Here is a 19,286-nt window from a genome sequence, read left to right as displayed (position 1 = left end):
ATGAAGCAACAATACGATGGAATTTCTGAATTGTACGACATTATCATCCCAGAACCTGATGGTATTTTTGATTTTTACAGTGGTTTGGTAAAACCAAATGATGAAGTTTTAGATTTGGGGTGCGGTACTGGTAGATTGTCTTTTATTCTTGCTGAAAAAGGTGCGAATGTAACTAGTGTTGATATATCAGCAGGAATGATTGAAAAAGCCAGTAAGAAGTTAGAGGAGATGCCAAATATTAAGGATAAAATAGAATTTAAGGTTTCTTCTGCTACAGATTTTAAGTCTGAAAGAAAATTTGATTTTATATTTATGTCTGGTGGTGTATTTGAATATTTACTTACATCGTCACAACAAAAATTAGCTCTTAGGAACATTAAATTACTATTAAAAGAAAGCGGGACTTTTGTTTTCGATATTATTACACCTCCAACTATTCTTCCTTATTCTAAGAGAGTGAGTGATGGGGGAAATAGCCCTATTAAAGGAGAGAATTTTAAAAAATATAAAATTAAATCATGGGATGTCGTAAAAGCAGATCATTATAAGCAAATAGTTGAAACCACTTGTTATTTTGAGGTTTATGATATAGCAGATAATTTTTTAAGTGAAAAAAATTTTAGATTTCTTGCAAAATATACTTTACCATCCGAAATGCAGTATCTCTTAGAGATAGAAGGATTCAATATAAAAAATTTTTATGGTGATTACAATAAAAATCCTTTTGGAAGGAATAGTGAATTTATGGTGTACGAGTGTAGGCAGCAAGGGGAAAATTTTAACGATATACAATGAAAATAGACGCTCTTAAAAATTATATTTTTCTAGTGGAAATAAAATGTATCCAGTTAGTTTACTCCAGAGTAGATAATTTTTAATTTAAATAATAGGTAAGTAATTTACCTGTTCAATAAAGGTGATGCTGAGTGAAGGGTATTGTAAAAAAACATTTAGTTATAGCGCCACACCATGACGATGAAGTCATTGGCTGTGGTGGAACAATTGCTCAAGCTATTAGTAAGGGTGAACATGTAAAAGTAATAATAATTACAAAAGGAGATTTATCTGGGGGGAGAGGGGATTTAAATGAAATTATTTCAAATAGAGAGAACGAGTGTATAAATGCTTGTAATACATTAGGGATAGAAAAAGAAAATGTTAAATTTTTAAAGAAACAAGACAGATCACTTGTGTATTCTTTAGATTTTGTGGAAGAAATTATTCATGAAATCTCAAAATATAAGCCTAATTTTATTTATTTTCCTCATGATATGGAAAGTGATAGGGATCATCGGATAGTAAATGAAGTTGTATCAGAAGCAATATTTCTGTGTCAATCAGGGTTCTTAAAAGAGAACTGTGCTCCGATGTGTTTACAGTATGAAGTATGGACTCCCATGAAAAACTATCAGGTTGTAAAAGATATTACCAGGTTTATTGAACTGAAAAAAGCATCAATTAAAAAATATGAATCCCAACTTAAAACATTAAATTTGGTTGATGGAGTTTTAGGGCTAAATTCTTATAGGGGTATGCAGGCAGGAGTGCAATTTGCAGAAGTTTTTAGAGTGGTAAGTAAGTAGTAAAAAGGAGAGAGAAGATGGATATGATTGAAATTGAAAACGTATCAAAAACTTTTGAAAGAGTAAAAATTGAAGAAGGATTAATAAACTCTTTTAAAAGTTTATTTAAAAGAGAAAAAGTCAAGGTTACTGCTTTAAGTGATGTGTCATTTAAAGTAAAAGAAGGTAAAATAATAGGGCTTATTGGCGCGAATGGTGCTGGTAAGTCTACCTTAATGAAAGCCATGGTTGGGTTAATTAAACCTACTTCCGGGACAATCTTGGTAAATGGATTTAACCCCCATGATAAGAAGAAAGATTTTTTAAAGTCTATTGGTGTTGTTTTAGGTCAAAAAAATCAGCTATGGTGGGATCTTTCCCCTTACGAAACATTTTTATTACATAAAGAAATATATGAACTGTCTGATACAGAGTTTAAAAAGAATGTAGATGAATTAGCTAAAAATCTTGGGGTATTAGAAATTCTTAAATCGCCAGTAAGGAATCTATCGTTAGGAGAGAGAATGAAATGTGAGTTAATTGCGTCAATCTTACACTCACCTAAGATATTATTTTTAGATGAACCGACTATTGGATTGGATTTTCTCGCTCAAAAGAATATCAGGAATTTCCTTAAAAATTATTGCAAAGAAAGAAATACAACAGTTGTAATAACCAGTCATTATTTCCCGGATATATATGAGTTATGTGAAGAATTAATAATATTGAAGAATGGAGAAGTTGTTTTTAATAACAATTTCCAAAAAATAAAAGAAGAAATTAAGAGTTATAAATATATATATCTTAGCTTTGAAAATGAAATAGATTCTCAAGATCTTAAGAAATATGGAGAAGTTAAAGAGTCGGATAAATTTAGTGTAACAATAAAAGTGCAAGAAAAGTTAGTGAACGAGACCATTTCTAGCATATTAAAAGAGTTCAATGTTATTGACTACAATTTGACTGAAATGTCATCACAAGACCTCATTGAAGATATTTATTCAATGGAATCGACTGGAGTGAAAATAACAGTATGAAGAAGTATTTAAAACCAATGATGCTTTCATTTCAAGCGGTTTTTCAGTATCGCATGAATGTTGTATTATATATGATTTTTGGTTTAATACCGCTTGTGGCTTTAATACTATTGTGGCATTCCCTCTTTGAAACACAAAGCAATATTCAAGGTTATACTCTTGAAATGATGATTACTTATGTAATAATTGCTAAGTTAATTGAACTTTTGCTAATTCCTGAAATGCACTGGTCGATAAATGATGAAATACAATCCGGTGAATTATCAAAATATCTTATAAAACCATTTTCATATTTTGGATATTGGTTTAGTCATAATTTAGGTAACAAAATTATTCATTTAGTGATGTCAGTGATACCAATAATACCGATAATATTCCTGAACAGGGATTATTTCCTTTTGCCAACCTTGAAATATACTTTCCTGTTCATTCTTTCAATAGTAGGAGCATTAATACTATATTATATGATTTATTATTTGATATCGCTCTTCTCATTTTACTTTGTAGAGATATCATCCTTTTTCTTTACTGTAGATATAGTATTAGAATTATTATCTGGATCGCTTATTCCACTTGAATTTTTACCAGCTCCGTTAAATACAATAACTCAGTTTTTACCTTTTTCATACTTAATTCACTTTCCGGTAAATGTATATTTAGGAAATTTAAGTAGCGCTGAAATTGTAAATGGATTAATTTCACAAGTGATATGGTCTTTAGTTTTCTATGTCCTTATTAGAGTACTTTGGAAGAAGGGGTTAAATAAATATGAATCTGTTGGTGCATAAATATGATTAGATATTTAAAAATGTTAAAAGCAATTCTTAAAATTAATTTAAGTAATATTATGATGTATAGAGTTAACTTTTTTTTAAATATAGTAGATAGCGTTGTTTGGTTCATTGTTACATTAGTATTCTTTAATAGTATATTTGATAGTTTTGGTAATATTAATGGTTGGAATACAAATGATATTTATTTGTTAATTGGAACAAGTGAGTTGATAAAATCTTTGATGTTTACTCTTTTTATTAATAATCTACCGTATATACCGAGTTTAGTTAACCAAGGAAGTTTAGATCAGATATTGTTTAAACCTATTAATAGTCAATTTCTAGTTTCATTAAGAAAGCTTGATTTAGGGAATTTAGGGAACTGTTTACCAGCCATACTGTTAATTAGTTATGCATTATTACAAAAGGGAGAGAGTGTTAGTATTGTAAATGGATTTTCTTTCTTGGGTCTATTGTTTTTAGGGATTATACTCTCGTATTCTATGTGGTTTATTTTAATGACTTTATCTATATGGTTAACCAAAGTTGAAGGTATGCATGAGTTATTTCTTGGTACTATGACATTACTTAGATACCCATCTTCCTTATATAAAGGAATAAGTCGATTTGTTTTTTTATTTATTTTCCCTATTGTTATTGTTAGTAATATTCCAACTTATGCTTTAATTAATCGATTAGAACTAAACGATGTATTCATGTTAATAGGTTATTCTATTGGATTTTTTATTATTTCAATTTATTTTTGGAAGTTTGCCTTAAGATATTATAACAGTGCAAGTAGTTAAGGGGAGAATAAAATGTACTCTAATGATAAAGCAATAGTTGTTTTTAGCGGTGGACAAGATAGCACAACATGTTTATTTTGGGCAATGCAACAGTTTGCGGAGGTGGAAGCTGTAACATTTAACTACAATCAACGCCATAAGTTAGAAATTGATTGTGCAGCGGAAATTGCGAACGAGCTTGGCATTAAACATACAGTGATAGATATGAGCCTACTAAATCAGCTAGCTCCAAGTGCGTTAACAAGAATAGATATGGAGATTACACACGAAGAAGGTGAATTACCATCGACATTTGTAGATGGGCGGAATTTACTATTCTTATCATTTGCTGCTGTATTAGCAAAACAAGTTGGAGCACGTCATATTGTAACGGGTGTATGTGAAACTGATTTTAGTGGTTATCCAGATTGCCGTGACGTGTTTGTGAAATCGTTAAATGTTACATTAAATTTATCTATGGATTATCCATTTGTCATTCATACACCACTTATGTGGATCGATAAAGCAGACACATGGAAATTATCAGATGAACTTGGCGCATTCGAGTTTATTAGAGAAAAAACATTAACATGTTATAACGGAATCATAGGTGATGGTTGCGGTGAATGTCCAGCATGTCAACTTCGTAAAGCAGGGTTAGATACGTATCTACAAGAACGCAAAGGGGGGAATAAATAATGGAAAACTTTTTCGGGTTTCGCATTGTAGAAAATTTGCAAAAAATGAACAAGGATATTCAGATTGAGCAATTAAAATACCATAATAAAAGAGTAATGGTCAGCAAGGAATTTACATTTGATGCAGCACACCATTTGCACTGTTATGAAGGAAAATGCAAAAATTTACATGGTCATACATATAAAGTTGTATTTGGGATTAGTGGATATGTAAATGATATTGGAATTGCAATTGATTTTGGAGATATAAAAGAAATTTGGAAAAATGAAATCGAAATTTATTTAGATCATCGCTATTTAAATGAGACATTACCAGTGATGAATACGACTGCGGAAAATATGGTTGTCTGGATTTATGAAAAGATGGCGGAAGCATTAACAAAAGGGTATCGAGCAGAAGAATATAAAGGAGCTCGTGTCGAATTCGTACGTCTCTTTGAAACACCAACGAGTTATGCAGAAGTAAGACGGGAGTGGATACTTGATGAGTAAGATTCCTGTGTTGGAGATATTTGGCCCAACCATTCAAGGAGAAGGAATGGTTATCGGACAAAAAACGATGTTCATTCGCACAGCAGGTTGTGACTATAGCTGCTCTTGGTGCGATTCAGCCTTTACATGGGATGGCTCAGCAAAACAACAAGTTAGACAAATGGCTCCAGAAGAAATTTGGAATGAACTTGTTGAAATTGGTGGAGAAAATTTTTCTCACGTTACAATTTCAGGTGGGAATCCTGTTTTGTTGAAAAATATTCAGTTTCTTCTTACTGTATTAAAAGAGAATGGAATTCGTACAGCAATTGAGACGCAAGGGAGTAAGTGGCAAGAATGGTTACTTCAAATTGAAGAAGTGACAATTTCGCCTAAACCACCAAGTTCAAAGATGAAAACAGATTTTATAATGTTAGATTCTATTATTCGTAAATTAGAAAGAAAAGATATTAGTTTAAAAGTAGTTGTATTTGAAGATTACGATTTTGAATATGCAGTAAAGGTACATAAGCGATATCCGCATGTACCATTTTTTTTACAAGTTGGTAACGATGATACGAAAACGATGGATGATGCAGCGCTTATTAAAAATTTATTACTGAAATATGAAAGATTGATTGAAAAAGCTGTACAGTGTAAAGAAATGAATGATGCAAAAATATTACCTCAACTTCACGCGCTAGTATGGGGAAATAAACGAGGCGTATAAATAAGAGCATGTTAAGAATAAATTAATAAGGTGGAGATAATATATGAGCTTAAAGACAATCCAAAGTGTAGAAATAGATACTGACAAAATTGAAGTAGCAGTAAAAATGATTCTTGAAGCAATTGGAGAAGATATTAATAGGGAAGGTATTTTGGAAACCCCAAAGCGAGTAGCAAAAATGTATAAGGAAGTTTTTCAAGGTTTAGGTCAAAACCCTTCTGAACACTTATTAAAAATATTTAATGAAAATCATGAAGAATTGGTATTAGTCAAAGAAATTCCGTTCTATTCTATGTGTGAACATCATTTGGTACCTTTTTTTGGAAGTGCCCATATAGGTTATATTCCTAATAATGGGAAAGTAACTGGGTTAAGCAAGTTAGCTAGAGCTTTAGAAACTATATGCAAAAGACCACAGTTGCAGGAAAGAATAACTAATGAATTAGCTAATGTAATTTTTGAAACTTTAAAGCCAAAAGGAGTAATTGTAGTAATTGAAGCTGAGCATATGTGTATGACAATGAGAGGTGTGAAAAAACCTGGTTCAATGACTATAACTTCATCCTATAAAGGAATATTTAAAGATAATAGTGCACTTCGAAGTGAAACTTTAAAATTGATAGAGAGATAGAATTATATCGTTATTATGCTAAAAAAGAGCATACAGAAACTATGTTAAATAATAATTTTTCTTCTATTCATGAGCAAACGAATAGAAGAAAACAGACGTTCATTATCAAAGTACGTCTAATCAAAAGGCATTGCTGAAGACTTTCGCAGTGCTTTTTCTAAATTAACTTTTTTATATTTTTCATTCTGCTCACAATATCACTTTGTATTTTTTGAGTATATATCCTAAATATAATTGATATATGAAAGGGTGAGAGTATGATTTCATGATATTCAGTAAGATCCCTTGAGAAAGATATTAAAGATGTAATTGAAGCACTAGCTAGAAAACAAATAAGGGCTTATTAACAATAGGAAGGTGATAGTAAAGCTACTATTTTTCTAATATTTATAAGTTTGCACGAAATACCGTTTTTACGAACAATAAGATATATAAATAAAAATCTAATACAGTATTTAGGGATTTCGAGCTCGTTAGCATGAATCTCTGTAATTAGTATGTGTCCATATAATTCATATTTTATATAGAAATTATCAAATACTAAATTACTCATTGCAAAATTTTTATAGTAAATTACATTTAAGTTTTTAAAAGTTTTTCTTATGTTGATCTATTTAACTCCTTATAATCATGATTAAATTAACCAATTCTTATTTTATAACAACTGTTAAAAATCTTTCGTGTATTCATTTTGCATGAATTTATATATATAAATTGTTTTATTTTGCACACCTGTGAATGTGATTTTTGTACTAATTTTTATAGCTTAATAAAGATTTATCGCGTGCTTATCTATAATTTTATTAGAATAACTACAATATCCTTATTTAATTTCGAGTATATTTTAGTATCTCATAATTTAATTATGTAAATAAGTCTGTGTAAAAATTGAATTTAACGCGAACTTGTGTTCGTGTATCTTTTCTGTTATAGTATATATGAGGTGATTTTTATGGATTACAGTAAACAACGTCAAAAATCAGTACATCGTAAGAAATTGTACGAGAATTTAAATGAAATGCCCTTTTACATAGAAGAATTTGTGGAGTACAAAGAATTGCATGATGCCTCTCCCTCTACCCTACTGAATTATGTATATGATTTTAGAGTCTTCTTTAATTGGCTATTATCTGAACAAATTATTGAATTTAAGCCTATCAAAGACATATCCTTCTCTGATTTGGAGAATTTAAAGAAAAAAGATGTTGAGAACTTTATGAGATTTCTAAAACTACAACAAAACATGCAGAATTCCTCTGTTAACAGAAAAATTTCGGCCTTAAAGTCTTTATTTAAGTACCTCACCTCCCTATCAGAGAATGAGGATGGAGAATGCTATTTTTATAGAAATGTAATGGCTAAAATTGAAATACATAAAGATAAAGAAACATTAAATGCTCGTGCAAAACGTATGAGATCTAAAATATTCCATAATGATGATGATCAAGAATTTCTGAATTATGTTAAGTACGAACATGAAAAATCTTTAACAAAACATCAATTATTCTATTTCCTAAGAGATAAAGAACGTGATGTAGCCATCCTCTCCCTCTTTCTTGGTAGTGGTATTCGTGTAAGTGAATTGGCCGATCTCCGTATGGAAGATATAAACCTAAAAGAAAGACTAATCGATGTAATTCGCAAAGGAAATAAAGAAGATTCAGTATGGATTACCCCAATTGCATTGAGTGATCTTGAAAAATATATGGAAATTAGAGATAGCAAATATGCTCCAGGGAAAGAATTACAAAATGTATTCTTATCGAGGTATAAACATACTGCACAGCCTATTTCTGTTAGGGCTATCCAAGATATAGTAGAAAAATATACTAAAGCATATGGAAAAAGAATGTCTCCTCATAAATTAAGGCATACATTAGCAAATAAATTATATATGGAAGAAAAAGATGCATTACAAGTGATGCAGCAACTTGGGCACACGAGTCAAGATACAGCTTTGTTATACACTCAGCTTGGAGAAACAACTATTAAAGATAGTTTAGGGAGAATTGGAAAGAATAGAGAATAAAAGTTCAGCGATATATAATTGCTGAGCTTTTATTCTTTTCCTTCTCCCTAATAAACATCGATTTGACTGCTATATATAATTCGCATAATAATTGATTTTATTATATAAAAAATACATAGTTTAAATTCTAATTTAATCAAGATTTAAAAACTCTCTTGTTAGAAAAATGAGATGAAATATGGAGGTCTGAATTCTCATCGTTATTGATTACGTTAAATATATTTTTAACAAATGTTTAAGTATTTGTTTATGTAACTTCAACTGTTGAAATACATAAACAAGATAAGGAAAGTAATGTTTCTTTTCCTATTTATTCTTTTTAACTTTGAGTTCCTTCTATTAAATTACTAAATATTACTAAGTGCTGATTAACCCAAAAGTCGATTGTATTCGTTAAAACGGTATTTAACGTGAAGATGAAATTTGTAGTTGAAGTTTATTTTGTCCCCTCCTGTACTGTAGAAAGACATTAAAATGGATGCTTTTTAGACAAGAAAGTGGGTACTTTTTTATAAAGGAATTTGCTTTAATTATATGTACGTAGATTTTTACCCTGATTTTCAATAGCAAATCTATTAATTCAAAGTGATCTTTATTTCTGTACAGTTGCGTAGAATGATTCTACCTAAAATAAAAATAGAGTCTCAGGAACGGGATTCTGAGACTCTATTTTTTATTTTAAACAGGAAAGCATAATTTTCTCTAATTCTTCTTTACTTAAATTATCTGCAAGAATTGTAACTTGATAAGTATTATTCTTTCCTTTTGCAGGAACAATCATCTTCATTACTTTAAATTTATCCTTTGTATTTTCAGATAAACTTATTTTCGTCCCAACTAATTCATAATTAGTTATCTTTTCACTAGTCCCTACTATCCCCTTCAGCGAATCTTCTCCTTGATCTCTAACTGCAGATTGATACACCATATATACGGAATCTTCATTTCGATATTCATAAACAATAGTGGGATCCATTTTTTTAATAGCCAACGGTGTTTGAACATCTTCTCCACTTAGTTTATACCCTTTTACTACATACGTTGGTTTCTTAATTTGAAAATCAAGATATTCCTGTGCTTCCTTTTTAGTCAAATTAAAGTGTGAATAAATTTTCTGTCTAAATGGTCCTATTTCTTCATCATTTTTCTCATATTTCTTTTGCTCTTCTGGGTCTAACTTGTCAGGACTTCCTACTAATTTTACTTTTTTACCTAAAGTATATGCCTCTGTTTCTAAATCAATAAATCGCTTAAATTCTTCTTTTGTAAACAGATTTTGCGCCACTCCAACTTCTGTAAGTAAAATATTATATTCTCCTTCTGAAATAAAAAATTCTGCCTCTGCCTGTTCTTTTGTACCAATCATTTTTTCTACAATTTGCTGTATTGGAATATCAGTTTGTGTTTTTAATTCTTTCATATTATTTTTTACTTCTATTTGTTGTTTTTTAGGATTAGTCGGCTTATCAGCATGGGCATTTAATAGAGATACAGATGATACAGCAATCACTGCCACAGCCCCTAGCGCAGACCAGCGATATGATTTTTTTTGGAATTTTTTAATCATTAGAATTCTCCTTTTTAACATTCTTTTGTTTTTACTAAAATTCGCCACACCGGGTACTTGATAATAACCTGAGTAATGTTCCAAAAGACTAATAATAGTATGGCCATATGCAATTTGTTCCTTTGAATCTATACATGTAAGAGCTAATGCATCGCATGCTAGTTCTTGATCTTCCCGCATACATGAGTAGGCATACCATAGAATTGGATTAAACCAATTTAAAATGAGTAAGCCGTGCATTATCCAGTTCACACCAACATCTCTTCGCTTGATGTGAGCTAATTCATGATGAAAAATATACCGTAATTGTTGTTCCTCTAATATTTCCATATGTACTGTTGACAACAGCAACTTAGGCCGAATAAATCCGAACACTGTTGGACTGGAAACCTTTCCAGATACAAGTAGAGGGATATCTCGATGAACAGACATTGATTGCTTACACTTTTCAAAAATCTGGACAATCTTCTCATCTGTAATAACCGGTTGTTTTTTTATGTAAAGTAATAAACGCCTGTTCATTATAAAAGTAGCAAAGCTTAGAAGAATAACACCTGTAAGCCAAATGTATATACAGATTGTATAGAATGGAACCGTCTCATCATCCTGCTTTTCATTATTGTGTGTTTGTGTCTTGTTTGCCTGATTAGTTTGTGTTGAACTTGAGGTATAAGTATCTTCTTTTGTGAGAACCTTTGTATCGTCTATACCTTTCAATTCTTGCATGCGTTCTTTTGAAAGAAAAATAGCTACAGGGTTTCGGCTAGAAATGAATGCATTATCATTCTTGTATGTAAGAACAGAATAGATACTATAGGAACTATCTGGCGACCAAGGTAATACAAGTCTTATTATTAATATGATCCATAGCATGTATTGCCAGCGTGGATTTAGCTTATTTCTAAACAAGACCTTGATACATAAGATTAGTCCCACTAATATACTCGCCATAATAGAGGTCTCTATCAACCAATCGAAAAAATGAGGCAGATAGACATTAATAAACATTTCTATCATTATGATCTATCCTTCCTTTGGTTTTCCTCAGTCTTCTCATCCAGGATACGTTTAAGTTCGTTAATGTCTTCTGAAGACAGCTTCTCTTCTTTCAGGAAATTTACTAGCAAGGGCTTAAATGCTGCACCATAGAAACGTTTAAGCAAAGATTTTGTTTCTATTTGTAAATAACTATCTTGTGAAACTAAAGGATAATAAGCATACATACGTCCTTTATCTTGATGGTAAGCAACTGCTTCTTTGTGGACTAATCGATTAATCAGCGTTCGAATCGTTTTGGGGTTCCAATCCATATTCTTCTCCAACTCTTCAATCACTTCATTTGCCGTTTGCGGAGATTTTGACCACAGTACTTTCATTACTTCTAACTCAGCTTCCGAAATTTTAGGTAATTCTTTCATTAGTTAAATTTACACCTCCCTGGATTACAAGTGTAATCCACAACTGAATATTACACTTGTAATCTCTCTATGTCAATCTTATTTTATATTTAATCCTTTCCTATGCCCATCAACATAAAATGAAAAAAATTAACAAAAGTTTAGACTTTCAGGTCTTGTTACAGTACAAGGACTAATCAAAGAAAAAAGATAACTTTCCCTGAAAGCGGTAACGTTTCATATGAGTTATTATCTCCTAATTTAGATGGATCACTGGAATTGGCTCTAAGGAATCTATTACCTCAAACGGCTTCATCTATAGAACCTATGGCACATAAAGGAGAAGAAATAGTATTTATTATGGAAGGGCAAGTAAAGCTATATCTAAATGATGAGGTTTTACTCCTTAATCCAGATGATAGTGTTAAAATCTCCCTCTACGCAAAACATAAATGGAAAAACACTTCTTTAAACAACGTAACTGTTATATTTGGAGTAACTCCGCCATCTTTTTAATTTTTAAAAGCCTAATTTCTCAGTATTAATATTGAGAAATTAGGCTTTTTTCGTTATTCCAGACAAAAGCCCGATTGTGGAATAAGGAATACACTGTATTAATAATCTAAATAAAAAATAATTAAGGGTTATGGGTTTAAATATTTGTACCTATATTATCTAATGTTTTAGGATTTACCTTTTCCCCATCTATTGTCATCTGTATTTTTTGCTTTGAATTTGCTGTTACCACCCAAGCATTCGGTAAATAACGATCTTCATGAGATAATGTGGAAGGCGAATTTATAACCTTTCCCCCTAAATATAGCGTAGCAGAAGAACCTCCATCCATTGCCATTGCATTTATAGCTCCTTTTTCATATAGGATGTCTTGACACTCTTTTAACGTAGCTCCTATACTATGCGTCTGTCTACCGTCAATAACTAGAAACATAATTGTACCATCTTCTTTTTGGGCCATAATACTTCGTGGAGCCGAACCCCAACCACCGTCTCCTTCTGTAATCATTTTTTCTCCATTAACAATTAACTGTGGCATAAATCCAGCTGCGGAAACAACTTGTTTATCCAAAAGTTGTTGGGTAGAATAATTTCCTGTTATCATTTGCCCAAACTTTGTTAAACCCGTAATAATTGTAGGGGTATTTCTATCCATATTCGTATCAATAGCTTTCCCATTTTCTATTACTATGCCAGTTGCCACATTTCCTCCACCCCTCCCTGTTTCATCAGCAAATCCACTTGCATTCACAGCAACAAGTGCATGATTACGTTTTGCCATTACACTAATTTTTTCTCCCTTGTTAGCGCCCTGTGTTCCTTGATGGCTAACAAGTTTAACATTGAAGGGATTGCTAATGGTAACTAACCTTCCTTCGAAAAGAAAACGACTATCTTTATTGCTTTTAATTGTTTCTACATTAATTTCTAATGGCTGATTTTTTAATTCTTCTAATCTTTTTCCTGCTATTTTTTTATAAATATGCTCATCACTGTTTGACCATTTCGGATGATTAATTCTATCTTGCAGTTTATCTAGTTCCTTTTGGGATAGGAATGTATATTTCGCATATTGCGGATGTTGAGAAGTTAGTATACTCCCAGCGATTGTTATACGAAGCTCTCGGCCATAGCTAGTACCAAATAATATTCCTATGCCAATAAGCATGAAAATAGAAAATAGGAGAAAAATTCGTTTGAAGATTTTTCTTAGATGTTTCATAGTTTTATCCTCCGGTATTAATTACATTCAATGAATCCTTTAAAATATTTTTTAATAAAGACAAAAGTGTTTATTTTCCTCATTCCCGAGTTCCCCACTAAGTCTTAGCAAGCGATACAAAATACTTAATTTACATTTCGTATTTATTTGAGTGTATACTTACAGATTTAATAACATTTTTGCAACCATGAAATAAATTACTAATCCTGTTCCGTCAACAAATGTTGTAATAAATGGACCTGAAACAACTGCAGGATCTAGTTTTAATTTCCTTAAAATTAAAGGTAAAACAGCTGCTACAAGAGATGCCCAAATAACAATAAATAATAAAGTTATTGCTACAACTTGTGCAACTTCTGTTCCAACTCCTAACATATAAGCACGAGTGAGCCCAGCTATCCCAAGTGCAAGTCCAAGAAGCATACCAATTGCAAATTCCTTTTTCATTACACGGAAAATGTCTTTAAATTTCACCTCTCCAATACCAATTGCACGAGTAATTGTTGCTACAACCTGTGTTCCTGTATTCCCTCCAGTACCTACTAATAATGGAACAAAGAAAGCAAGGGCAACTATAGTTTCAATTTCGTCTTCAAAATACTTTAATACTGTACCTGTATATGCCTCAGCAACAAAAAGAAGTAATAACCATGGTAAACGTTTTAAGAAAATGCTCCAAATGCTAGCTTCAAAGTAAGATTGATTCAATGGTTCACTTCCGCCTAACTTTTGAATATCTTCTGTAGCTTCTGCTTCCATAACATTCATTACGTCATCAAATGTTATAATACCAATTATTTTATTATTTGCTGTTGTGACAGGTATTGCTGCTAAATTATAATTCAGTAGCTTTTTTACAACTTCTTGCTGGTCAACTTCAGCGTGTACTGAAATTACCTCTTGAATCATGATAGTAGATAATATCTCTTCATCTGCTGCTAGTAATAACTCATGTATGGAAACGATTCCCTCAAGATAACCATGACTATCAAGAACATAACTATAAGATATTGATTCTACATTTTTAGAATGTTCCCTAATGTACTTCAATGTCATTTTTACTGACCAATTTCCTCTAACTGCAACAAAATCACTTGTTACAAGACTTCCTGCCGTTTCAGGTTTGAAAGTCATCAATTTTTTCACGTTATGTTTTGTGATTTTATCTAGATACGCCATTAATTTAGCCTGTTTTTCCGGATGAACCGCTAGCAGCAAGTCTACTAATTCATCAATCGGTTGTAAATTTATTAACTTTTTAGCTTTGTTTTCAGATAAGTGAATTAAGATATTATATTTTTCTTCTGCACTCATATATTGAAGAATTTTAGAGCTTTTTAATACAGGAATCGTATCTAGCAATATGACTTGATCTTCAATTGAAAACTGTTTTACTTCTTGCGCAATATCATACGATGGATGACGTAAAACTTTCTCTGCATCCAAGTTATTTTTGGTTATAAGTAACTCCTTTAATAATTTCTTCATGTTAACTCCTCCTCATATTGCTAAGGGAGACTCTAGAGTTTCATGAGTGGTTTTGTTTTATTTTATCTCTCTTTAATTTTTTATTAGAGCAATAATAGTGACATTGCAATCAATTCATTAGCTAGAATTACCTCCTTTTTGAATATAGACAAGATAAAATTAAACAGAAAAACCTTTACTCAAAAAGGAGTAAAGGTTTTTTCACAATACAAATAAATGATTATTAAGACAGCTCTACCAAAATCACAGAGGTGCCTTTCTATCAAATCGTATACCACTCCCTCGTTGAGTTTTAGCACTGTATAGCATAGGTTTTTATAACCAGCTACATTAAGAAGGGCCTTAATCCGACCGTTCCTGTTGACCCATTGGCGTCTCTCGACATTTTTGGGCAGCAGCGTTTCTCTATACAGGAGCCTCACCTAACAAAGTTTATTGAATTACTTCAAAATTTAAACCAGAATTTAATATTTGTCAACTGACTTTCAATTCCATTTATAAAAAAATGTTTATAGAAAATGAAATTATATTTTATTATAAATTTAAAATTGCCCTTAAAAACATAGAATTCAAATAGATTTAATTCGAAGAAACGTTATAAAACATATGAATCTTATTGTTTTTAATCAAATTCCAACTTTATAACAAAAGATGAATAATTAGTCATTCTGTATATCAAAAGAACATTCATAAAAAAATCTTCTTTTATGATTAAAATCTTCTTTACTGTTTATCAAATTTATATGGTTAAACTACTTAATCAAACGATACACTATAAGTCAAAAATATGTACTTATACAGGATGATTACATACATTTTTTCATATCATTTCTCAAAGGACTATAAAGCAATAAAACAAATAAAATTAGCAATATGGTTGCTTGACAAGCAAAAAAAATATATTTATGCTTGCTACACGAAACAAACACATAAAATTTATATTGCTTAACCTGTTAGGTGAGGCTCCTATGCAAACACAGGCTATTGCCCAAAAATGTCGAAAGACGCCAATGGGTAGAACAGGAATTGTCGGATTAAGGCTCTTCTTAAGATAGCTAAGTAATGAATTTTCATTACTTTACGTTGTATAGTGCCAAAGCTCTACTAGGGGGAAAAAAGCCTTATTTAGTCATGCCATTTTGAATCCCTCTAGTTACATACTAGGGGGATTTTTGCGTAAAAAAACAGGGAGTAAGCGATAGAATCTTCCTAAACAAAAGTCATATTTAGTAATTGACGAGAACAAGATTCTATTCATTAGCAAATGTAATATTATGTTTTGTTTTAAAACAGGAGGATATTAAAATGAAAAAAATATTAAAACTCGATTATCTATTGCTCCTTCCTCTATTCATAACATGTACTTTAGGTATTATCATGATGTATAGTGCAAGCTCCATTGTCGCTGTCCAACATTACGGTTATAACAGTAGCCATTTTGTTAATTCTCAATTAACAAAGCTACTTTTAGGAACAATAGGGTTAATAGTTTGTGCTTTACTCCCATATGAAATATGGAAAAAACGGATAGTATCTATCTGTATTATGGTTGGGGGGATTTTTTTATTAATTATAGTTTTATGGAAAGGAAAAGTGGTAAATAATGCTCAATCATGGATCTTTGGAATACAGCCAGCTGAATTTCTTAAATTAGGAACAATACTTGTAACAGCCCGTTTTTTTGCATTACGACAAGAACAAGCTAAAAATAACTGGAGTGGTATCGGGAAACTTTTATTTTTTTTAGCTGCAATTTTTTTTCTTATCTTTAAACAACCAAATTTAGGATCTGCACTTTTAATATTAGGTATAGGTTTTAGCATATTTCTTTGCTCAGGAATAAATATAAATCTACTAATCAAAAGAACTATCATCAGTTCTATTTTGTGGTTACCTATCTTATATTTCCTGATTCAATATAGTTTGTCAGAAGTTCAAAAGACACGTATTACTACGATTTTCAATCCCTTTCTTGATGCGCAAGGAAATGGATACCAGCTTGTAAATTCTTTTATTTCCATTGGCTCTGGAGGAATCACTGGTCGTGGATTTGGAAATAGCATACAAAAAACAGGTTATCTTCCGGAACCACATACTGATTTTATAATGGCAATAGTTTCTGAAGAACTAGGATTTATTGGTGTATTTATTCTATTGGTTGGAGTTTTGACTATAGTACTTCGTTCTTTAAAAATTGCACAATTATGTGTAGATCCATTCGGCAGTTTTATAGCAATTGGAATAGGGTGTATGATTGGTATGCAATCTGTTGTAAATTTAGGTGGTATTACGGGACTATTTCCTCTTACAGGTACTCCATTTCCATTTGTAAGTTTTGGTGGAAGTTCTTTAATGGTCAATTTAATATCGGTAGGAATATTAATTAATATTTCAATTTTTAATAAAATTAAGTTTGATAATCATTGTATATAATTTTTATATTTTAATTAAAAAATTTAAAATCTGACTTCATTAATTGATCTATATTTAAAGAATTTCTGATTTATTTTTAACTGTATAAATATATGCTTGCCTTCCGTTCTCATAATCAATTAAACCTAAAACAACGTGAGGTTAACCAAATCTAGATACTGTCTTCTACGCCCTATTTTTTACTTTTCTAAAACAATTTCTGCTATTTCATTAGCATATTTTTTAGAGTCAAATCCATCATAGTTACTTAGTACTACAACAGACAAATATTCTCCTGGAAACCGCATAAAGTAAGAACGGTAACCTGCCCAGCTTCCTGAATGCTCCAAGTATTGACACTTAAAACCTTCTGCAACTCTCAGCCCAAAAGCATAATCTTCGTTTTCAATAATTGTCTCTCCAGCTGGAGAGAATTTCGGGCCTATTTCGTTCATTCTTTTAACAAGTTCTTTTCCACCAACGGTGCCTGTAGTTAAATTTTCTCCCCATCTTACAAGATCTTCAACATTTGTATGAACTGCTCCATCCCCTGTATGTTCCCAAGGGCTTTCATAGACCATATATGCTCCTTGTTCATTCTTTGAATACCCTCTAGCAATTGAAATAGTAGTTGGGTAGCAATCCACAATCGTTGTGTCTTTCATGTGTAAAGGATCAAAAATACGTTCCTTTGCAAACTGACGTAGGGACTTGCCACTTACCTTCTCTACCACTAGTGACAATAAAAAATATCCTGTATTGCTATACTCAAATTTTGTGCCAACTGGGAATATTGCAATTTGATGATTTTTAAGGTGCTTTAGCGATTCTTCCACAGTTAATATATCAGTAAATTTTATATTTTCTGCTTGAGCCAATTCCATATAATCAACTAGTCCACCAGTGTGATGAATTAGATGTCTCAATGTTACAGGTTCAGCATATGCACCTACAGAAGGGACAAATTTTACAATTGAATCATCTAAACTCAATTTCCTCTCTTGTTCTAAGAGTAATATAGAAAATGCTGTGAATTGCTTAGAAACTGAAGCAATATTAAAAATATTTTTTGTGTTTATAGGTGAATTTTTCTCTATAGAAGCTAAGCCAACCGCACCTTTATAAGTTACCCCGCTATCAAAACTAGCAATATATGAAAAGCCAGGAGCTTTTTGGGAAAACTTGTTCAATAATTGTTTAATCAATGTATGTGTCGTTTCATTATATGTATTATTCATCTCAATCACGTACCCCTTCCATTAAATAATTAAAAATAGATTACTCTATTATCTTTCTCATATTGAATCCAATTAACCTTCATATCGAATTTTTGATATAGGGTATATCTCAAGTTATTCTACTTTAGTTTCTTCAGAAACTAAAGTAGAATATCATTATATTTGCACAATAGATACCGTTTATAAATCCCTTGTGCAAATTCTTGTATTAGCTCTTAATTACGTAAAAAAATGGAGGGTATGACATGGAAATTTATTATGATGTAGCGGTAGTTGTCGGTGGTCCGGTTGGACTTATGACAACATGTGAATTAGCTATTCAAGGTGTAAAAGTTGTCGTTTTAGAGAGAAGATTAAATCGGATAAGAAATTCTAGAGCACTCACACTTCACCCTCGCTCCTTAGAATTAATGGCTATGAGAGGTATTGAAAATCGATTTTTATCTAGAGGTAAGAAATCAGATACCAACCATGTTGCTACCTTAGATACAAGATTAAACTTTAAAAATTTAGATACTGATTTTCCATATACGCTTTTTATCCCCCAATCTATTACAGAAGAAATATTAGAAGAGCGTGCGCTAGAATTAGGTGTAGACATTAAACGTGGTCATACTTTAAAAGATTTAAAATAATTTTGTACTATACAGTAATGAAACCGAATTCATTTTTATTTAATCAAGAGATTTCGATTTATTATTGGGGTAGCACCACACATCCATCAACTTAA

16 protein-coding genes, 2 pseudogenes and 2 riboswitches are annotated in these 19,286 nt (G+C 31.3%); of the genes and pseudogenes, 13 read left to right on the top strand and 5 right to left on the bottom strand.

Annotation, left to right across the window (positions count from 1 at the left end; all coding sequences use genetic code 11):
* The 10 genes from DN401_RS14570 (at nucleotide 1) to xerS (ending at nucleotide 8,716) form a co-directional block, all read left to right on the top strand.
* A complete protein-coding gene (locus DN401_RS14570; protein WP_149287785.1) occupies nucleotides 1–795 on the top strand; it encodes a class I SAM-dependent methyltransferase in 795 nt (264 codons plus the stop codon).
* Nucleotides 796–926: 131 nt separating this feature from the next.
* Nucleotides 927–1,583 carry a PIG-L deacetylase family protein gene (locus DN401_RS14565; RefSeq protein ID WP_016083417.1) on the top strand — a complete coding sequence of 219 codons (657 nt, stop codon included), beginning with the start codon at nucleotides 927–929 and terminating at the stop codon, nucleotides 1,581–1,583.
* Between the two features lie 17 nt (nucleotides 1,584–1,600).
* The gene (locus tag DN401_RS14560) at nucleotides 1,601–2,599 is read left to right on the top strand and encodes an ABC transporter ATP-binding protein (protein ID WP_016083416.1); all 999 of its coding nucleotides are present in this window, start codon (nucleotides 1,601–1,603) and stop codon (nucleotides 2,597–2,599) included.
* Complete coding sequence (locus DN401_RS14555) at nucleotides 2,596–3,387, top strand: ABC transporter permease (protein WP_016083415.1); 792 nt, start codon at nucleotides 2,596–2,598, stop codon at nucleotides 3,385–3,387. Before DN401_RS14560 ends, DN401_RS14555 begins: the two co-directional genes overlap by 4 nt.
* 2 nt (nucleotides 3,388–3,389) lie before the next feature.
* Nucleotides 3,390–4,178 (top strand): ABC transporter permease, encoded by a 789-nt coding sequence (locus tag DN401_RS14550; protein ID WP_000621954.1) that lies wholly within the window; start codon nucleotides 3,390–3,392, stop codon nucleotides 4,176–4,178.
* Nucleotides 4,179–4,190: 12 nt separating this feature from the next.
* The gene (gene queC, locus DN401_RS14545; protein WP_100618949.1) at nucleotides 4,191–4,856 is read left to right on the top strand and encodes a 7-cyano-7-deazaguanine synthase QueC; all 666 of its coding nucleotides are present in this window, start codon (nucleotides 4,191–4,193) and stop codon (nucleotides 4,854–4,856) included.
* On the top strand, nucleotides 4,856–5,347 hold the full coding sequence (queD, locus tag DN401_RS14540) for a 6-carboxytetrahydropterin synthase QueD (RefSeq protein WP_149287784.1): 492 nt from the start codon (nucleotides 4,856–4,858) through the stop codon (nucleotides 5,345–5,347). Before queC ends, queD begins: the two co-directional genes overlap by 1 nt.
* Nucleotides 5,340–6,056, top strand: a complete 717-nt coding sequence (gene queE, locus DN401_RS14535) for a 7-carboxy-7-deazaguanine synthase QueE (protein WP_086401036.1) — start codon at nucleotides 5,340–5,342, stop codon at nucleotides 6,054–6,056. The genes queD and queE overlap by 8 nt, the downstream gene beginning before the upstream one ends.
* A gap of 43 nt (nucleotides 6,057–6,099) precedes the next feature.
* On the top strand, nucleotides 6,100–6,687 hold the full coding sequence (folE, locus tag DN401_RS14530; protein ID WP_086401037.1) for a GTP cyclohydrolase I FolE: 588 nt from the start codon (nucleotides 6,100–6,102) through the stop codon (nucleotides 6,685–6,687).
* A 952-nt stretch (nucleotides 6,688–7,639) separates the two neighbouring features.
* Nucleotides 7,640–8,716, top strand: a complete 1,077-nt coding sequence (gene xerS / locus DN401_RS14520; RefSeq protein WP_139020082.1) for a tyrosine recombinase XerS — start codon at nucleotides 7,640–7,642, stop codon at nucleotides 8,714–8,716.
* A 673-nt stretch (nucleotides 8,717–9,389) separates the two neighbouring features.
* Here xerS and DN401_RS14515 read toward each other — a convergent pair.
* On the bottom strand, nucleotides 9,390–11,300 hold the full coding sequence (locus DN401_RS14515; RefSeq protein WP_149287783.1) for a M56 family metallopeptidase: 1,911 nt from the start codon (nucleotides 11,298–11,300) through the stop codon (nucleotides 9,390–9,392).
* Complete coding sequence (locus DN401_RS14510; RefSeq protein WP_149287782.1) at nucleotides 11,300–11,701, bottom strand: BlaI/MecI/CopY family transcriptional regulator; 402 nt, start codon at nucleotides 11,699–11,701, stop codon at nucleotides 11,300–11,302. Before DN401_RS14510 ends, DN401_RS14515 begins: the two co-directional genes overlap by 1 nt.
* Nucleotides 11,702–11,869: 168 nt before the next feature.
* Here DN401_RS14510 and DN401_RS14505 point away from each other — a divergent pair.
* Nucleotides 11,870–12,196, top strand: a pseudogene (locus tag DN401_RS14505) (cupin domain-containing protein); the annotation flags it as partial.
* 136 nt (nucleotides 12,197–12,332) lie between these two features.
* On the opposite strand, the gene DN401_RS14500 reads toward DN401_RS14505, so the two are convergent.
* On the bottom strand, nucleotides 12,333–13,418 hold the full coding sequence (locus DN401_RS14500; protein WP_149287781.1) for a phosphodiester glycosidase family protein: 1,086 nt from the start codon (nucleotides 13,416–13,418) through the stop codon (nucleotides 12,333–12,335).
* Nucleotides 13,419–13,577: 159 nt separating this feature from the next.
* Nucleotides 13,578–14,906, bottom strand: a complete 1,329-nt coding sequence (gene mgtE / locus DN401_RS14495; protein WP_149287780.1) for a magnesium transporter — start codon at nucleotides 14,904–14,906, stop codon at nucleotides 13,578–13,580.
* Between the two features lie 271 nt (nucleotides 14,907–15,177).
* Nucleotides 15,178–15,343, bottom strand: a riboswitch (M-box (ykoK) riboswitch).
* A 505-nt stretch (nucleotides 15,344–15,848) separates the two neighbouring features.
* Nucleotides 15,849–16,025, top strand: a riboswitch (M-box (ykoK) riboswitch).
* 186 nt (nucleotides 16,026–16,211) lie between these two features.
* Between mgtE and DN401_RS14490 the strand changes: the two genes are divergently transcribed.
* Nucleotides 16,212–17,339, top strand: coding sequence for an FtsW/RodA/SpoVE family cell cycle protein (locus DN401_RS14490; RefSeq protein WP_149287779.1), 1,128 nt, complete (start codon nucleotides 16,212–16,214; stop codon nucleotides 17,337–17,339).
* A 179-nt stretch (nucleotides 17,340–17,518) separates the two neighbouring features.
* Here the strand turns inward: DN401_RS14490 and DN401_RS14485 are convergent, their stop codons facing one another.
* Nucleotides 17,519–18,556, bottom strand: a complete 1,038-nt coding sequence (locus DN401_RS14485) for a serine hydrolase domain-containing protein (RefSeq protein WP_149287778.1) — start codon at nucleotides 18,554–18,556, stop codon at nucleotides 17,519–17,521.
* A gap of 245 nt (nucleotides 18,557–18,801) precedes the next feature.
* Here DN401_RS14485 and DN401_RS14480 point away from each other — a divergent pair.
* A pseudogene (locus DN401_RS14480) lies at nucleotides 18,802–19,188 on the top strand (FAD-dependent monooxygenase); the annotation flags it as partial.
* Between the last annotated feature and the right edge of the window lie 98 nt (nucleotides 19,189–19,286).

Origin of the sequence: Bacillus sp. BF2-3, assembly GCF_008368795.1 — a bacterium.
Classification (GTDB): Bacteria; Bacillota; Bacilli; order Bacillales; family Bacillaceae_G; genus Bacillus_A; species Bacillus_A cereus.
The sequence above is the reverse complement of the archived record's forward strand: the minus strand, read 5'-3'. Positions and strand labels throughout refer to the sequence as shown.